Origin of the sequence: Microbacterium pygmaeum, assembly GCF_900100885.1 — a bacterium.
Lineage (GTDB): Bacteria > Actinomycetota > Actinomycetes > Actinomycetales > Microbacteriaceae > Microbacterium > Microbacterium pygmaeum.
On record NZ_LT629692.1, the window covers coordinates 1,423,207 to 1,440,357 of the forward strand.

At 64.5% G+C, this 17,151-nt stretch carries 16 protein-coding genes; 6 read left to right on the forward strand and 10 right to left on the reverse strand.

All coding sequences use genetic code 11. The features are described 5' to 3' along the window. Positions 1–6 precede the first annotated feature (6 nt). Together BLT19_RS06600 and BLT19_RS06605 are read right to left on the reverse strand one after the other, a co-directional pair. Positions 7–822: a MoaF C-terminal domain-containing protein gene (locus BLT19_RS06600; RefSeq protein ID WP_091487930.1), complete on the reverse strand. Its 816-nt coding sequence runs from the start codon at positions 820–822 to the stop codon at positions 7–9. A 23-nt stretch (positions 823–845) separates the two neighbouring features. After that, positions 846–1,946 carry a zinc-dependent alcohol dehydrogenase gene (locus tag BLT19_RS06605; RefSeq protein ID WP_172825597.1) on the reverse strand — a complete coding sequence of 367 codons (1,101 nt, stop codon included), beginning with the start codon at positions 1,944–1,946 and terminating at the stop codon, positions 846–848. Between the two features lie 216 nt (positions 1,947–2,162). Between BLT19_RS06605 and BLT19_RS06610 the strand changes: the two genes are divergently transcribed. Together BLT19_RS06610 and BLT19_RS06615 are read left to right on the forward strand one after the other, a co-directional pair. Beyond that, positions 2,163–3,593 carry an aldehyde dehydrogenase family protein gene (locus BLT19_RS06610; protein ID WP_091487933.1) on the forward strand — a complete coding sequence of 477 codons (1,431 nt, stop codon included), beginning with the start codon at positions 2,163–2,165 and terminating at the stop codon, positions 3,591–3,593. A gap of 16 nt (positions 3,594–3,609) precedes the next feature. Continuing rightward, on the forward strand, positions 3,610–5,127 hold the full coding sequence (locus BLT19_RS06615) for a GMC family oxidoreductase (RefSeq protein WP_091487935.1): 1,518 nt from the start codon (positions 3,610–3,612) through the stop codon (positions 5,125–5,127). 12 nt (positions 5,128–5,139) lie between these two features. On the opposite strand, the gene BLT19_RS06620 is transcribed toward BLT19_RS06615, so the two are convergent. Continuing rightward, the gene (locus BLT19_RS06620; RefSeq protein ID WP_091487937.1) at positions 5,140–6,096 is read right to left on the reverse strand and encodes an AraC-like ligand-binding domain-containing protein; all 957 of its coding nucleotides are present in this window, start codon (positions 6,094–6,096) and stop codon (positions 5,140–5,142) included. 180 nt (positions 6,097–6,276) lie between these two features. Between BLT19_RS06620 and BLT19_RS06625 the strand changes: the two genes are divergently transcribed. The 4 genes from BLT19_RS06625 to BLT19_RS06640 all read left to right on the forward strand — a co-directional run bounded on the left by BLT19_RS06625 (position 6,277) and on the right by BLT19_RS06640 (position 11,031). Further along, a complete protein-coding gene (locus BLT19_RS06625) occupies positions 6,277–7,590 on the forward strand; it encodes an ABC transporter substrate-binding protein (protein WP_157681781.1) in 1,314 nt (437 codons plus the stop codon). A gap of 90 nt (positions 7,591–7,680) precedes the next feature. Further along, positions 7,681–8,544, forward strand: coding sequence for an ABC transporter permease subunit (locus BLT19_RS06630; RefSeq protein ID WP_157681782.1), 864 nt, complete (start codon positions 7,681–7,683; stop codon positions 8,542–8,544). A 67-nt stretch (positions 8,545–8,611) separates the two neighbouring features. Beyond that, the gene (locus tag BLT19_RS06635) at positions 8,612–10,348 is read left to right on the forward strand and encodes a branched-chain amino acid ABC transporter ATP-binding protein/permease (RefSeq protein WP_091493455.1); all 1,737 of its coding nucleotides are present in this window, start codon (positions 8,612–8,614) and stop codon (positions 10,346–10,348) included. Positions 10,349–10,392: 44 nt separating this feature from the next. Next, positions 10,393–11,031, forward strand: coding sequence for an ABC transporter ATP-binding protein (locus BLT19_RS06640; protein WP_231917828.1), 639 nt, complete (start codon positions 10,393–10,395; stop codon positions 11,029–11,031). A 72-nt stretch (positions 11,032–11,103) separates the two neighbouring features. Here BLT19_RS06640 and BLT19_RS06645 read toward each other — a convergent pair whose 3' ends face one another. The 7 genes from BLT19_RS06645 to BLT19_RS06675 all read right to left on the reverse strand — a co-directional run bounded on the left by BLT19_RS06645 (position 11,104) and on the right by BLT19_RS06675 (position 17,132). Beyond that, on the reverse strand, positions 11,104–12,057 hold the full coding sequence (locus BLT19_RS06645; RefSeq protein WP_157681783.1) for a TolB family protein: 954 nt from the start codon (positions 12,055–12,057) through the stop codon (positions 11,104–11,106). A 19-nt stretch (positions 12,058–12,076) separates the two neighbouring features. After that, entirely contained in the window at positions 12,077–12,562 is a 486-nt protein-coding gene (locus tag BLT19_RS06650) for a heme-binding protein (protein ID WP_091487944.1), read from the reverse strand. A gap of 9 nt (positions 12,563–12,571) precedes the next feature. Then, entirely contained in the window at positions 12,572–13,408 is an 837-nt protein-coding gene (locus tag BLT19_RS06655; protein WP_091487947.1) for a 3-keto-disaccharide hydrolase, read from the reverse strand. Then, on the reverse strand, positions 13,405–14,409 hold the full coding sequence (locus tag BLT19_RS06660; RefSeq protein ID WP_091487950.1) for a Gfo/Idh/MocA family protein: 1,005 nt from the start codon (positions 14,407–14,409) through the stop codon (positions 13,405–13,407). The genes BLT19_RS06655 and BLT19_RS06660 overlap by 4 nt, the downstream gene beginning before the upstream one ends. Continuing rightward, on the reverse strand, positions 14,406–15,302 hold the full coding sequence (locus BLT19_RS06665; protein ID WP_091487952.1) for a TolB family protein: 897 nt from the start codon (positions 15,300–15,302) through the stop codon (positions 14,406–14,408). Before BLT19_RS06665 ends, BLT19_RS06660 begins: the two co-directional genes overlap by 4 nt. Before the next feature lie 61 nt (positions 15,303–15,363). Next, positions 15,364–16,152: a carbohydrate ABC transporter permease gene (locus BLT19_RS06670; protein ID WP_091487955.1), complete on the reverse strand. Its 789-nt coding sequence runs from the start codon at positions 16,150–16,152 to the stop codon at positions 15,364–15,366. Further along, complete coding sequence (locus BLT19_RS06675) at positions 16,152–17,132, reverse strand: carbohydrate ABC transporter permease (protein WP_091487958.1); 981 nt, start codon at positions 17,130–17,132, stop codon at positions 16,152–16,154. The genes BLT19_RS06670 and BLT19_RS06675 overlap by 1 nt, the downstream gene beginning before the upstream one ends. Positions 17,133–17,151 lie beyond the last annotated feature (19 nt).

The following is a 17,151-nucleotide window of genomic DNA, read 5'->3' on the forward strand; positions in this document are numbered from 1 at the left end:
TCCTCGTCAGACCGGCTGGACATCGGGATAGACCACGGAGCCCACCGGGTAGATGTGACCGCCAGCACGCGAGTGCTCCGCGTCACCTTCGCCGTTGAGGCCGAGGAAGTTGCCCGTGGTTCTGAGCTGGTAACCCAGATCGTGCAACCAGACGCTCGCCACTGCGATCTTGAACTCGCGGAAGCAGAACAGGTACAGGCCGTCGTCGAACTTCCACACGGTCGACATGTCGACGTCGCCGTGGCCGCGCTGCACGCCCTGGATGCACTGCCACGCGTACCGTTCCGACGACAGGTACACGTGCTCGTAGAGGTGCTCCGGGCTGTAGCGGTACAGGTTGCGGCGGCCAACGAGGTCGCGCGACGGACCCGGCACGACTCCTCGTGCCGCGCCCCCATCGACCACTCCGGTCCAGAAATGCTGTGCAACCTGCGGGACCTCTTCTACGGCTTCCGGCTGAATGGCCGAAAGCACCCCGAGTGCTCGATGCGTCGTCGTCGACAAAACGAGCGTCAGCGACTCACGCTCGCGGGTGACGAAGGGAACGTTGACGAACAGGACGTCTGCTCGGACGGTGACCGCTTCGTACGGATCCTCGGATCCCGTCGATTCGAAGACGCCGGTCGAGGACCAGCGAACGGTGGTCGAATCGAGGAAGGCGAGCTCCACCTGGGGTCCATCGTCGAAGCGGATGAGAAAGTTCTGACCGGACAGGTCGGCATCGGGCAGTCGGTAGGTGTCGATGCCGGCGGCGAATTCGTCGTAGGTGCGCCACTCCTCCACTGGGGCGGCGTCGACGGTGTTGCTGACGGTAGGTTCCACGGTTGGTCCTCTCAGATGGACGGTTACGGTCCGGTCGGCAGCAGCACGACTTTCATCACGTCCTGCTCTCGATGGGCGATGACGGCGAACGCTGCGGCGACCTCATCCAGCGGGAATGAATGCGTGATCAGGTCTGCGTATGGAAAGTCGCCGCGCTCCAACAGCCCGATCGCGGAACCGAAGCCGCCGGCGGATAGGAATGACGGCAGCACATCGATCTCGCGGGTCAGCAGATCCTCGTCCGAGCGGAACGACGTGGTCGAGCCGGCGCCGCACGCGCCCGCCAGGACGACCCTGCCCCCGCGACGAACCAACCGCGCGGCCAGTTGCTGCGCTTCGCTGGATCCGGCCGCTTCGATCACGACGTCGGCCAGAGCACCGACGTGCGCGCGAACCATCGTTTCGGCATCCTGCTCGCGCATGTTGATCGTGGCATCCGCACCGAAGGCACGGGCGGTGCGCAATCGGCTGTCACGAGTGCCGAGGACGACTACGGACGCGCCGGCAGATCGAGCGGCAGCCGCCAGAAGGATGCCGATCGGTCCAGGCCCGATGACCAGGACTCGGTCGCCCGGTCCGACGCGGCCGCGCTGAACGGCCCGGCAGGCGACGGCGAACGGCTCGACCAGTACCGCGACATCCCACGGGAGATCGGCGGGCAAACGGTGCACGATGGCCTCTGCGGGAACGTAAAGATACTCGGAGTAGCCTCCCCACAGGCCGGGAGCGACGGTGCGCGGGATGTTCACACCGAGCTGCCGACCGCGGGAGAGTCCCGTGGCCATGTCGTCCCGCTCGCACAGGTTGTACGTGCCCTCGAGACAGCGCGGGCAGCGATGACAGGGCAGGAGCATCTCCACAGCGACATGATCGCCGATGCCGAGCCCGTGCGATTCTGCGGCGGCGGCGCCGATCGCGGCCACCTCTCCGACGAACTCGTGGCCCGGAACGAGGGGAAACGTATCGCCGATATGCCCAGCGAGCAGGTGCAGATCGGTGGCGCAGACGCCGACCCGACGCACGCGGACGATCACGTCGTCGGGACCGGGGTCGGGAACCGCGATGGAGTCGATGGCGATCTCGTTCGGCGCGGAGAACACGACCTGACGGCTCTGAGTGGTCACCATCTAAGTTTCGGCCGAGGTGGCGGATCGAGCTTGACTCTGAGAGCACGGTCCTTGCCTCGTGACGAGGGTGCGCCGGCGAGCCCGCAACGCGCGCTGTAGATGAGCGAGTGGGTGCCGGGTCGTTCGCCCTCAGACATCATCACCGCACTGCCAGACAAGTCGCCGAGAGTGCGCCGGGACACAATGTGAGTTCCGACTCAAAAGGAGACAGCCATGTCCGACTCGACGTCCACGTCCGCGCCAGAGGTTGCACTCATCGAACGAGTGCAGTCCGCGCCGGGCTCGGGTCGCGAAATCCTCGACCCTGCGACCGGTGCATTGGTCGGTCACGCGCCTGTGCACAGCGTTGGAGACCTGGACGATGCGATCGAGCGCGCCCGCCGCGCCCAGCCGGGGTGGGACGCACTCGGGCACGCCGAGCGTTCGGCGCTCATGCTGAAGGCCGCCGACGCGATCGACGAGCATGCCGAGGCGCTGGCACGCCTCCTGTCGCGGGAGCAGGGCAAGCCGCTCAACGGTCCGAATGCGAGATTCGAGTTAGGCGCGTGCTCTGCCTGGCTAAAGACGTCCGCGACGACGATCCTCGAGGCCGAGGTCATCATCGACGACGGCGACGCGCACGCGGTCCTGACCTATAAGCCGGTCGGCGTCGTAGGCGCGATCGGGCCGTGGAATTGGCCCTTGATGATCACCATCTGGCAGATCGGCCCCGCACTCCGGATGGGCAACACGGTTGTCGTCAAGCCCAGCGAGTACACCCCGCTGAGCGTCCTTGCGCTCTTGGCAGTCCTCAACGAGGTCCTACCCGCCGACGTGCTCATCGGAATCTCGGGCGACCGCGAGGTCGGTGCTCGCCTGTCGTCACACCCTGATATCGACAAGATCATGTTCACCGGCTCGACGGCCACTGGGCGTCGGATCATCGAGAACTCGGCCGGCAACCTCGCCCGCCTGACGTTGGAACTCGGCGGAAACGATGCCGGCATCGTCCTTCCGGGAACCGACCCCGAGGCCATCGCGGGCGACCTGTTCTGGGGCGCCTTCATCAACACCGGTCAGACATGCGCCGCGCTCAAGCGTCTCTACGTCCACGACTCGATCTACGAAGAGGTCATCGCGGCCTTGGCGGCGGTTGCCGGCCAGATGCCGATGGGTCCGGGGCTCGATGAAGACAACATGCTCGGTCCGCTGCAGAACAAGCAGCAGTTCGACATCGTCTCCAGGCTCGTCGAGGACGCAAAGACACACGGTGGTCGTGTCATCACGGGCGGTTCACCGGCAACCGATCTCGGTCCGCTGTTCTACCCGATCACGATCGTCGCCGATGTCACTGACGGCGTCGCGCTCGTGGACGAAGAGCAATTCGGCCCAGCGCTTCCGGTGATCAAGTATTTCGATGTCGAGGACGCCATCGCCAGCGCGAACGGACTGGACGTAGGTCTCGGCGCATCGGTGTGGGGGAGCGACCGCGATGAGGCGCGACGAATCGCGTCGCGAATCCAGTCCGGCACGGTCTGGATCAACTCGCACGGCGGCGTGCACCCGATGATTCCCTTCGGCGGCGTGAAGAGTTCGGGCTACGGTCTCGAGTTCGGCGTCGAAGGTCTCAAAGCGGTGGCCGTGCCGCAGATCATCAACGGCTGAGAGAGAAGATACGGATATGACGCGAACTGCAATCGTCGTCGGTGGGGGATCGGCCGGATCGGTCGTGGCCCGCAGACTGGTCGACGCCGGGGTCGAGGTGACACTCGTAGAAGCCGGTGGCGAGGACACCAACGAGGCTATCCACGATCCGATGCGGATGGGAGAACTCTGGCACAGCCCGCAGGACTGGGATCACTACACCGTTCCCCAGCCTGGAGCGGGCGGTCGCCGATTGCACTTGCCGCGTGGCAAGGTACTGGGCGGGTCGCATGCGCTGAACGCCATGATCTGGGTGCGTTGCGCGCCGCAGGACTTCGATGGCTGGGCGGCTCTCGGCAACGAGGGCTGGGGATGGTCGGTCATTCGGCCGATCTACGAGACGATCGAAGATCGGTCGGGTGCGGGTGCGGCTCACGCAGGGATGCTGCCGGTGACCGACGACTACGAGCTCTCGCCCATTCAGCATTCGCTCATCGAGGCCGCGGTGCAGGACGGGCTCGAGCGCAACCCCGACTACAACGGCGATCACTTGGACGGTGTGTCCCAGCAGCAGGTGACCATGCGGGACGGCCGACGGGTCAACACATGGATGGCCTATCTGAAGCCGGTGCGGGATGCCGACAACCTGACGATCGTCGTCGGAGCCGAGGTGCACTCGGTGATTGCCGAAGGCGGTCGCGCTACCGGCATCCGCTATCGAGTCGACGGCCACGATGAGGAACTTCGAGCCGATGAGGTGATCCTGGCTGCGGGAGCGATCGGCTCCCCGGCGATCCTGCTCCGCTCCGGCATCGGTCCTGCGGACGAATTGCAGGAGCTAGGCATCGAGGTCGTCAAAGATGCCCCGAGCGTCGGCAAGAATCTGCACGATCACCTCCTCGCGCCGGTGATCTTCACCACGACTGCCAAGCCCGTCGGTCCGCCGACACCGGGGGTATCCGTCACGCAGAGTCACCTCTTCTGGAAGAGCCTGCCTGATCTCGAGGTGCCCGATACGCAGCCGATCCTCTTCTCGGTGCCGATGTTCGGTGAGAACCTCGAACCGATCGTCGACGACGGGTTCTCGCTGATGGCGGGCATCGTCACGCCGAAGAGCCGCGGCGAGCTCACCCTTTCCGGTCCGGGGCTCGATGACCCCGTGCAGATCGATCTGCAGGCCCTCGCCGATCCCGATGACGTGCGATCCCTGGTCGCGTCGGTGCGTCAGTGCCGGTCGATCGGACGTCAGCCCGCTCTCGTGGACGAGTGGGGTGCGACCGAGGTCTACCCCGGGGTGGATGCCACCGATGCGGACCTCGAAGACTACGTGCGCTCGACGGTGGCGACTTATCACCACCAGGTGGGGACATGTCGGATGGGTGTGGATGAGTCGGCAGTCGTCGATCCGCGACTTCGCGTTCGCGGGATCGACGGTCTGCGGGTGATCGATGCCGCGATCATGCCGACGATCACGACAGGGAACACGAACGCGCCGGCCATTGTGATCGGCGAGCTCGGTGCGAAGTTCCTCTTGGAGGATCTCGGCCTCGAATGACGTGCGAAGTCGTCAGTCGCGGTGCTGCTGACGGATCGACGACGGCGGGACGCCGAAGTGACGTCGGAAGGTCCGGCTGAAGTGAGCCGCGTCGAGGAATCCATTGTCCAGCCCAATGCTGGTGACCGAGCGGGCAGCAAGAATGGGATTCATCAGGTCGTCGTAGCAGCGGTCCAGGCGTCTGGTACGAATCACCGTGGAGACGGTCGTTCCCTGATCGCTGAACAATGCGTGCAGGTGGCGAACCGAGATGAAGTGCGCGGAGGCGATCTGGGTCGGGTTGAGATCAGGCTGAGAGAGGCGCTCATCGATGAAGTCGAGGATTCGACGCATCAGCCCGTCGTGCGTCGTGGCGGTCGTCGCCGCTCCCAGTTCCGACTCGAGAAGCGTGCCGACCATGTCGAACGCCGTGCGAAACAGCCGACTGGCGATCCGACCGTCGATTTCGCCGATCTGATGGGTCAGTGTCGAGAGGTAGGGACGGATCATGGCGCCGATTCCCCGTCCTCCGTCAAGGCGCATCGCCGTGATCTGGCTGAGCAGTTCCGACGGGATATCGAGCAGCTCGCGCGGAAACATGACGATCGACATCCGGATGTCGCCGTCGAACACGAGCGAGTAGGGCTTGTCGGTGTCGTAGAGCGCCATGTCGCCGGGGCCGAGCGCCGTTTCTCGTCCGTTCTGGACGATCATGCCCGTACCGCGTTCGATGAGCGAAAACTTGAAATAGCGCTGCGGCGCGCAGGCGATGAGGGCCGGTGTGCGGTGCACCGAATGCGCATCCGCCGCTACATCGAATAAGTGGATGTCGCCGGTGATCCCCGCATCCAGCCGTCCGCGGAAGCGGTCGGGATCGTCGGCGTGCACGTCGAGCGCGACGACGGCGTGAGACACGGTCGTCCGATAGGTCGCGAAGTCTTCGAGATCGGCGACCTGGGGGGAGCTTGCGTGCAGGGTGAGTTCAGACATGGTCACTCCATCGTGAGACGCATCGTATACGATTCGGGCGATAGTAGCACGACTGCGAGGTCGTCAGTTCGCCCGACGGTGATGTCGGTGGACCGAGCGTTCACGCAACGACAACTGCCCTTCACGGTAGGACAAGTGCGGCCACTACGCGATGCCTACTCTCAGAGACACAGTGCGCGAATGAGCAGTCGCGACCCGGATTATGCAACGAGGCTGACCCGAAGGGCCTGTGTCTCCAGCATTGAGATCGAGAGGCACCAACTAATGCACAAGTCACACAGCTTGGCCGCTGCCGCGGCCATCGTCGCCATCAGCGCGCTCGCGCTCGCAGCCTGTTCGTCGGGCGGAGAAGCCGCTCCCTCAGGGAGCGGCGAGCCCGCTACCGGCGACCCGATCGTCGTCGGCGCCCTGAGCGGACTGACCTTCTTTCCGGAAGCGCCGCAGGCTGTCCAAGCGGTCTTCGATGACTACAACGCGGCCGGCGGACTGAACGGTCAGCCCATCGAATACACCGTCTACGACGACAAGACCGACCCCGCGGCATCCGCCACCGCCGCGCAGGACGCGCTGTCCTCCGGTGCGGTCGCACTCGTCGGCGGCTCATCGCTTCTGGACTGCGCGGTCAACCACACCACCTGGGAGGAGAACGGCATCGTCTCCATTCAGGGCACCGGTGTCGACCCATACTGCTTCGCGACGCCGAACATCGCACCGACGAACACGGGCCCGTTCTTCGACACGTTCGCAACGCTCTACTACGGATCGGAAACCCTCGGATTCGACAACATCTGCGCGGTCATGGTGCCCGATGAAGCGGCATCGAAGGCGGCCTACGAGCAGGCGATCGCCGCATGGGGTGATGCCACCGGCAAGGAGTTGGCGTACCTTGACACGTCACTCGTCCGTGGTCAGGCAAGCTACGCGGGCAACGTCTCCAATCTCAAGAGTCAGGACTGCGATGCGATCTACATGAACGAGGTCGGTGATGCGGTCATCGCGTTGCTCGGTGAGGCGTCCAACCAGGGCATCTCGCTGCCCTTCCTCGTACTCACGTCGTGCTACTCGGACCAATTCGCCGCGTCGGCCGCATATTCCGGTGACATCTACCTGCCGGCCGAATGGGCGCCATACGGTGACACGAGCATCGAAGGTGTTCAGGAATGGGCCGACACAATGGATGGCCACGGAGTGCCGAAGACCTCGTTCTCTCAGGGTGGCTACCTCGCTGCCGAATACTTCATCGACATCCTCGAGTCGATCGATGGCGACGTGACGCGCGAGAGTTTCACAGCCGCCGCGCAAGGCATGACCGAGGAGATCCCGTCGCCGATGGCTCAGGCGCCGTACATCTTCGGCGCAGGCGAGTTCCATCAGCCGAACAACACGGCATACCCCGTCGTCCTGCGCGGCGGGACGAGCGAGTGGGAATCGCTGGGTCCGCTTCTCGAGGGCGATGACCTCGGTTGGGTGTACACCACGGTCCCCGCCAGCTGAGCCTTGACACTTCCAAGGGTGGTGCGGCGCGGGCTTCGGCCCGCGCCGCACCACCCTGGACCCGCCGCCAACGAAGATCGAAGGAGTGACGTGGACATCCTCGGTTCCCTCATCGTCGGCCTGAGTTCCGGAGCGCTCTACGCCGTGTTCGGCGTGCTTCTGACCCTCATGGCCGTCCTCACCCGGGTGATCAATTTCTCCCAGGTCGCAGTCGGCGTCTTCGGCGCCTACCTCTCGCTACGGTTCATACCGCTCGACCTGCCCGGCTGGGCGATCGTGCTCATCGCCATCGTCGCCAGCGCCGCGATCTCGTGCCTCCTCGGGTGGATCATCTCCACGTGGCTGGGCGAGTCGAGCACCACGGCGCGCAGCGCTGTGACCGTGGCAACTCTGCTCGGTCTCATCTCGCTGTCCTTCATCGTCTTCGGCACGCGCCCCCAGCCGAACCCGCCGTTACTGATCGGCCCGATCGTCTCGTTCGGCACCATCGCCGTGACGAAGGTGGGCGTGCTCATGCTCGTCGTGGCGATCGCGATCGCCGTACTGGCCAAAGTGGTCCTGACGTGGACGCCGTTGGGGGTGCGGCTGCGCGCGATATCTGACCGGCAGACGGCAGCCGAGCTCGCCGGTATCAACGTCCGCGGCCTGCAACTGTTGGTGTGGGGAGCTGTCGGCGGCTTGTCCGGCCTGGTCATCTCCATCGTCGGCAACACGCAGGCAGGAAGCGCGACCTCGATGATCGTCCTCCTCATCCCTGCCGCAGCGGCAGCACTCGTGGGTGCATTCACCAACCTCTGGCTCACGATTACGGGAGGCCTGCTCGTGGGCGGTCTGCAAGGAGTGCTGACGTCCTTCCCTGAGATCACGCTACTCCGTGACTGGGTTCCCATCATTGTCATCGTCCTGTTCCTGCTCTGGAATCAGCGGAAGGAGGTGTGGGATGTCGCACGCTGACCTTCATACGACCACAACGACAGCGGTCGGGCCCGGCGCGGTTCGCTCGCCGGGCGACAGGCCGTGGATGCCCTTCGCCGTCGCGGGCGGGGCCATCGTGGTGGCCCTTTTGCTGGGCTTCCTCCTTCCCGACTACTGGCTGCTGATCTCGACCTCCGTGCTGCTGGCGATGCTCTCGCTCATCGGCCTCGGGATCGTGACGGGCACTGCTGGCATGATCGCGCTCTGTCAGCTGTCCTTCGCTGCCATCGGTGGGTGGGTGTTGGACTTCCTGATGACCCAGACACCGCTCTACCCTGCGCTGGGCGGATTCGCCTTCATCGTCGCAATGCTGGTCGGCGCGCTCGCCGCCTCCTTGTTGGGCTTCGTCGTCGGCCTGCCAGCGCTGCGCCTTCGTGGAGTCAACCTCGCGGTGGTCACCCTCGGCGTCGCGGCCGCCCTCGACATGACTCTGCAGAAGGTGTCCTTTCCCGACCAGTGGTCCAATACCCGGGTCGCTCGACCGCTCGGCATTCCTGGATCCTCAGATCTGGCTGGGAACCGCTACTACTTCTTCTTCGTGGTCGCCGTCGTGGTTCTCGTCGCCGGCGCAGTGTTCTATCTGCAGCGCAGCCGTTGGGGGGCGGGGTGGCGCTCCGTGGCATTCTCCGAGCGCGGTACGGCATCGACGGGCACGAGCGTCACCTCGGCGAAGCTCAGCGCGTTCACCGTCAGCGCGTTCATCGGCGGTATCGCGGGTGGCTTGATGGTCGGCCAGGTGACGACGGCCAATTACATCACCTTCCAAACGTTGAACTCGCTCGGCCTCTACGTCCTCGCGATCGCCGTGGGCGCCCATCTGCTCGAGATGACCTTGCTCGGCGGTATCCTCTTCGTGCTCATCCCGGAGATTCTGAAGCAGTTCAAGGTTCCTCTCGAGTGGTCCAGTATCGCCTTCGCGATTCTGGGGATTCAGGCATTGACCACCAACTCGAACCTCGGCAGCGACATCCGCAATGCTCTTCTGCGGCGACGGCGAAAGGCGGGGAAGTCGCAAGCGGAAGCAACGCTCGCGCTTCTCGAACCTCTCGGGGTGCAGAAGCCGCATGGTGGCGATCACGTCCTCCTGGAGGTCGAGGACCTCAGCGTCCGGTTCGGAGCCGTTGCCGCACTCAATGCGGTGAATGTTCGTCTGCGGGAGGGCGAGATCCTCGGGCTGATCGGGCCGAATGGCGCAGGCAAATCCACGTTCATCGATGCTCTGTCGGGATTTCTTCCGAGTCACACGGGCCGGATCGCGCTCGACGGGACCACGCTGGATGCACTGCCGCCACACCGCGTCGCTCGAGCTGGATTGCGGCGTACGTTCCAGCAGGACCGCGTTCCTTCGACGATGACCGTCGGCGCGTACGTGCGATTCGTCGCAAACGGCGCCTCGCAGCAGCGGATCGAGGAGGTGCTCGAGTTCTTCGGATGCCCAGCGAGTGCGACGCCACTCGCGATCGTCGATGTCGGCACCCGGCGTCTGATCGAAGTTGCGGCGAACGTCGCTGCCGGTCCGCGACTCCTCTTGTTGGATGAGCCTGCCGCAGGTCTCTCGCACGAAGAGCACCTGGCTTTCGCAGATCGCCTTCGAGCGGTTCCTCAACGGTTCGGGGTGACCCTGCTCATCGTTGAACACGACCTCGACTTGGTGCGCAGCGTGTGTTCCACGCTCGTGGTGCTGAATTTCGGGGAGGTGCTCGCCTCCGGACCACTCGAGGCCGTGCTGTCGGATCCGGAAGTGCTCAAGGCCTACATGGGGGAGACGGAGATGCTGTCATGAGCCTCGTCCTTGACGACGTCACTGTGCGTCGGGGGATCGGCCCGGTGATCTCGGGCGTATCGCTCGAAGTCGCCCCCGGTGAGATCACGACGCTCGTCGGTCCGAACGGTGCGGGGAAGACGAGCCTTCTCGAGGCGATCTCCGGGGTCGTGACCAGCGTCGGCGGGCAGATCCGAATGGATGACCACGACCTGCAGAAGCTCAGTCGACGAAAGCGGGCCAAGCTCGGCGTCAGCCATGTCGAGCAGGGGAGGATGATCTTTCCATCCCTGACAGTGCACGAGAATCTCAAGATCACCGCTCGGAACAAGGCGGATGTCGACGAAGCGCTATCGCTCTTCCCAGAACTCGAGAAGCGAATCGGCAGTCAGACGATGTTGCTCTCAGGGGGAGAGCAGCAGATGGTGGTCCTCGCGCGGGCGTTCGCCTCGAAACCGAGGTATCTCCTCATCGACGAGATGTCACTGGGTCTTGCGCCGGTCGTGTTCCTGCGTCTGATCCCCACCATCAAGCAGATCGCGGACACCGGTGTCGGGGTGTTGCTCGTGGAGCAATTCGCCCACCTCGCCCTTAGCATGGCAAACCATGCGGTGGTCGTGACCGGCGGGCGTGTGTCGTTCCAGGGGGCGCCGGCGGAGCTGCTGTCAGACGGAGATTTACTGAGGGAAGCCTATTTGGGCTAGCTCATACAGCCGCGGCGCCTGCAAGCGGGATCCACGCCCGCACGCAGGCGCCGCCCACCGGCCTATCGTGGGCTATCGGTCCCACCGGTCGATGCCTCCGCCGTAGCCGGCGATCGGATACGCGGCGTACGCGAAGCGAGTGCCCTCGGGATTCCAGCTATTGACGTTCAGTGACCCCTGTCCGCCGAAAAGCGTGACGACGTCGCGAACTGCGCTACCGTCCGGTGCCATCATCCGGATGATGAGCTCGACGTCGGCGGGATGCGACTGGGTACCAGCTTCGTAACTGAGGTAGAGCACCTGAGCGCCCGACGGGTCGAAATGCGGAAACCAGTTCACCCGGTCGTCGAAGGTGAGCTGTTCGTGATCGCTGCCATCCGGCCGCATCCGGAAGAGCTGGGCGTGGCCGGGAACGGCCGCCACCTCCTCCGAGTTGTAGTAGATCCATTCGCCATCGCGGGAGTACTCCGGCCCGTCGAAATGACCGGTCTCGTTGTCGGTGAGATAGAAGTCGTGCCCGCCGGCCGCCGGAATCGTAGCGAGGCGCACCCGGCCGCGCGGATTGGGGTCTTCGCCGACTGCATGCGTTGCGACATAGGCCAGGGTGCGTCCGTCAGGAGAGACGCCGTGAAGCCAGTAGAAGTACTGAAGCTCGGGCGGGAAGTCGTTGGAGATCTTCGTCACGTCCCCACCGGCGATCGGGACGCTGTACAGGTGCCCATTTGCGCTGAAGTAAACGAGTTGCCCATCAGGAGACAGGATGTGGTCGTTGTTGACGCGGTCGACGCCTTGTGTGTCGATCGCAGTGACCGCGCCGCTCGCGATGTCGATGACGAACAGACCGCCCTCGCTGTTCACGACGAGGCTGGTGCCGTCGGGGCTCCAGTTGGGGGCTTCGAAGAGCCGGTCGGATTCGAAAACAAGATCAGCCGATGCGCCATCGGCATCTCCGATGATGATCTGGGTCGTCTGATGCGGCTGAAGGTCTTGACGACCGGGCCATCTGTTGGTTTCGAATGCAGGCATGTCGGTCTCGCTTTCCAGGTCAGTTGATGAGCTCGTGTGCCGCGCGGTACTCGCCGATTCCGCGCATCACGGCGATGTGGTCGGACGCTTCAGCGTCGACCAGTCCCGACAGTGCGACCGTCCCCACCAGGAGGCCGCCGACCAACAGGGGTACGGCGCCGCTGGCGACGGCGAATTCGGCTGGGTCGAGCCAATCCGGGTTCCGCCCGGCCAGCCGAGTCGTTAGGGCCACTTCGAAGCTCGAGACCTCGTGCTCGAGCACGGTGTTGCGCTTTCGCCTCACCCAGCCGTCGTTCGCAGCGGTCGTTCCGTCGAACGCAGCGTGAAAGACTCGCTGCTCGCCGAGATGGACGGCGATCGTCACCGGTAGCTGCTCACGCTCGCTCATTGCGGCGACGGCTTCGCCGATGCGCCGCGCGTCACTGCGATCGAGGGCGGAGAAGGTCAGGTGTGCGCGCTCCGCGCGCACCTCATCGAGCAGTCGGATGCGTGTCGTCTCGTCCATGTTGCCCAATCAGAGTTCTTGCAGTCGTAGGTTGCGCCAGCGGCACGCCGCGTCGCGCCCCCAGCGGGCGGCGCCCATTCCGGGGTCGTTGTCGTGCACTTCAAGGGCGATGTGACCACGTTTCCCGAGAAGTGACCACACGGCTTCGGGGTTGTAGCCCGGCCAGTCGATAGCGGACGTGTCGATCTCCGCGATGAGGACGTCGTTGACCCACGTCGTCACTCGCGGGGGCGTGCCCTCGCATCGGATCCGCAGGGTGTTCCAGTCGCGCCATCGCCACGATTCGAGGAAGGGCGCTGCAGCGGATGCCTGCGCGAGCATGGCTCGCTTGGGCGCCGTGATCGGCTCGAGCGTCGTGGTGGGATCATCTTCGACGAGCCCGACGGGTCGCCCGAGTGCGTCCAACCGTGCAGCAATGTTAAACGGAACACCGTGGAATCCGGCGATGCCGTTGCCGTAGAAGCCGCCGATCGAACCCGACTGACGGTGGTCCACGAGAACCTGTAAGCCCTCCCACGAGTCGCGGCGGCGGCGGATCATCACGCCCGTATCGGCCGGCCAATCGGGCTTCATCTCCAGTTCGAGTTCGAACGAGCCGAACGTCTGCTCGCTTACCAGGTAGCCACCCCACCCAGGCGGGGCGGCATCCTGTCGTCCCACGATCGCGCCGTCCTCGACGGTCCAGACCGCGGGATGCTTCGCGGACTGTTCGTTGTATTCGCGCGGCATCGCGGGAACCAGATCCAGCAGCTCGGGACCGCCGGGATACACCGACCCGTAGATCCGAGGAGCAGCGAACCATCCCGTCAAGCTGTGACCGTCGAACAACGAGATTTCACGACTCATGAGCCGATCGCCGTATCGGGTCGGACGACACCGGCCGCGGCGTAGATCGCATCGATGACATCCATCGTGGCGACGAAGTCTTCACCTTCGGTGTCGGCTGCCGTGCCGGTCCTCAGCGACGTGACGACGGCATCGAGCTCGTGGTCGTACGTCTCGGCTCCTGCGACCGTCCACGTTCTGGTGACGCCGTCGATCACGGTCGTGACACTGTGCCCGCGATGCGGGAGTACCAGATTGTCCACGCGCAGCGTTCCGCGGTCGCCGGTGACGACGACCGGCGCAGCGAACGGGACACCCGGCTCCATACTGGCGTGCAGGGTGCCTCTGGCTCCCGCGTGGGGACCCGACGTGAAGACCATCTCCGCATCGATCGCGATATCGGCACCGAGCTCATTCGGTACGAATCGTGCTCCGGTGATGAATGGCTCGGCGCCGGCCAGCTCACGCAGCCAATGCACCGGATAGCAGCCGAGGTCCATGAGCGCGCCACCGCCGAGCGCAGGGACGTGGCGGATCGATGTCGGCGAGTAAGGGTTGTCGGCCGTGAAGGATGCATCGATGCTCGCGACGGTGCCGAGCGCGCCAGAGTTCACGAAGTCGCGTACGGCTGCGGTGAGCGGGTGATAGTGATCGTGAAACGCCTCGATCAGATGTCGACCCGTGCGCTCGGCTACTGCCGCCGCATGGCGAGCTTGGGCCGCATCCATCGAGATCGGCTTCTCGCACAGGACATCTTTGCCGGCCTCCAGCGCAGCCACCGACCATCGCACGTGTTCAGAGGGAGGTAGTGCGACGTAGACCAGATCGATGTCATCCGCCGCGAGGAGTTCTGCATAGCCTTCATACGCCCGCGGAATCCCATGCTCGCGCGCGAACGAGGTGGCGCTCTCGAGGGACCGGGCAGCGACCGCCACCACCTCCATATCGGTGCGTCGGGAAACGGGTCGGATGAGCGCCTGCGGCGCGATGCCCGCGGCGCCGAAGATGCCGATGCGGATCATTCGGCTCCGCCGTCGGCGATCGGGTACTCGACGAAAGCGATGCGGGTGCCGTCGGGCGCCCAGCTGGGCACGTTCATGGTCCCCTGCCCACCGAACAGGTGGCGCAGGTCCCGCACGTTTCCGCCGTCCGAGTCGCAGATGCGCACGATGACGTCGCGATCGGCGGGGTGGCCTTCCGTCCCCGAAGGAAAACTCACGTACGCGAGTCGTGTTCCGTCCGGAGATGGATGCGGGAACCAGTTGACGCGTTCGTCGTGGGTGAGCTGCTGCTGATCCGTCCCATCGGGTCGCATCCGGAAGAGCTGCGCGTGCCCCGCGCCGGTGTTCGCCCGCTCGGAGTTGAAGTAGATCCATTCGCCGTCGGGGGAGTACTCCGAGCCGTCGTCAGGATATTCATCGTCGGTGAGCTGGGTGTCATCGCCGCCGGCGGCGGGGATGGTGAAGATGTTCGCTGGGGCCCACGATCCGTCTTCACGCGAGACGAGACCGATGTACGCGAGAGTAGCGCCGTCCGGGCTCACGCCGTGCAGGAAGTGCAGGCGCCCGTCTTCATTGTCGTTGGTGACTCTGATGGCTTCGCCGCTGGCGAGGGGTGCTCGGTAGATGTGCCCGTCGTTGGCCGAGACGAAGACGTGCATACCGTCCGGGTCGAGGACGTGATCGTTGTTCAATTCGGGGAGGTCGCCGAAGTCGATGCGTCGGGGTCCGTCATCATCGAAAGCGAGCCGGTATAGGTCGCCGCCGCCATTCACGTATAGGGCGGAGCCGTCGAGCGACCAGTTCGGCGCTTCGTACAGGATTTCACTCGATTCGTGGACCAGGGTGATCTCGCCGGAGTTCACATCGAGGGTTACGATCCGCGAGCGCTGACCGGGAGCGAGTGTGCGTGCCATTCGGATGTCTTTCTGGTCGTGTCCGAGGACGACCGCTGAGCGGCCGCCCCCCGGAGGTCTTCTACTTGAGAGCGCCGGCGGACAGGCCGCGCTCGAAGAGCTTCTGCAGCGAGAGATACGCGACGATGAGTGGGATTGCCGTGATCACGGCAGAAGCGAGCACCTTCGTTTGATCGTCGTTGTATTGGCCCTGGAAGAAGCTCGGCACCTGTGTCACCACCTGCGACCCAGCATCCTGCAAGAAGATCAGTGGCAGGAGGTAGGCGTTCCACGCGCTGATGAGGGTCAGAATGATCACCGCTGCCGCAATGGGGCGGGTCAGCGGGAGCACGACGTGCCAGAATGCGCGCCACGTGTTGGCTCCGTCGATGCGCGCGGCTTCGATGAGCGCATCGGGGATGCCGTTCATGAACGTGCGCGTGATGAGCACGGTGAACGGGATCTGCAGAGCGGCGAGCGGGAGAACCACGGCCCAATAGGTGTTGTAGAGGTTCGTCGATGTCGCCGTCACGAACAACGGTGTGACCAGCACGATCTCGGGGAGTGTGAGCGCGGCCAGGAGCAGCCAGAAGAAGAACTCCTTGCCTCGGATGCGCAACTTCGCGAAACCGAAGGCGGCCAGGACGGTGCAGATGAGGGCAATCGCGATCGTCAGCGCCGAGATGATCGCGCTGTTGACGAAGAACGACGGCAATTGGGGGAGTGAAAGCACAGCCGCGTAGTTGCCCCACCCCTGCCCCGCGAAGGAGCCCTGCACCATGACGATGAGCGGGATCAGGAAGGGAATGGTGATGAGGGTGACGATGATCTGGAGTGTGGCCTTGCCGGTCCACGTGCGTGCTTCGAGCATCAGCGCAGCGCTCCCTTCTTGGGTTTGCGGTCTTCGTTCCGGCGGAGGTTCAGCAGTATGGCCATTCCGAGCGCCAGCACGAGCAGGATGATCGAGAGCGCGGACGCGTAGCCCACCTCGCCCAGGGGAACCGCCTGTCGGTAGATGTAGGTGCCGAGGAATTCTGTCGAGAAGTTCGGCCCGCCGGCCGTGACGAGATAGGGGATGTCGAAGAGTTTGAGCGTGCCGATGGCGCTCAGCATCGCCAACGCGACGATGGTGCCGCGAATCGACGGGATGATGATGCTCCAGACGATGCGGATGTTGCCCGCGCCGTCGAGTCGCGCCGCCTCGATCACATCAGTCTCCACCTGGCTGATCGCCGCGTAGTAGAGGATGAACGAGATGCCCGTGGTGTTCCAGATCTGCATGATCATCAGTGCACCCAGGGCCGTGCTCGACTGCGCGAGCCACGGCTGTGCGAGGAAGCCGAGCCCCACGGCACGGAGGAACTCATTGAGTGGACCGTCACCGGCAAAGATGATCCGGAACACAGGAGACATGATCGCGGGTGCGAGCACAACCGGGATGAAGATGATCACCTTATAGAGACCGGCGAGCCGCACCCGAGAGTGCAGCAGTACGGCCAGCACGATTCCAAGAATCGACTGTGCAACGAAGGTGACGATGAAATAGATGACCGTGTGCTGGAGTGTTCCCCAGAAGACCGGGTCGGCGAAGGCACGAAGGTAGTTCTCGATGCCCACGAAGGTCTGGATAGGACTGATGCCGTTCCAGTCGAGCAACGAGACCCAGCCGTTGTAGCCGATGCAGAAGTAGACGATCCCGCTCGATATCGCGAGCGCAGGGAGGATCCAGGGGAAGCCGGGCGCTGTCGTTCGTCTGCGGCGGGGGGCCGGGGCGCGATCTGCCGATCGCGCCCCGACATTGGTCGGAGGGACGGAGGCGTTCGCACCGCCTCGTATGCGAGTGTCAGTCATTTCCGTCCTTCTTTCCTTG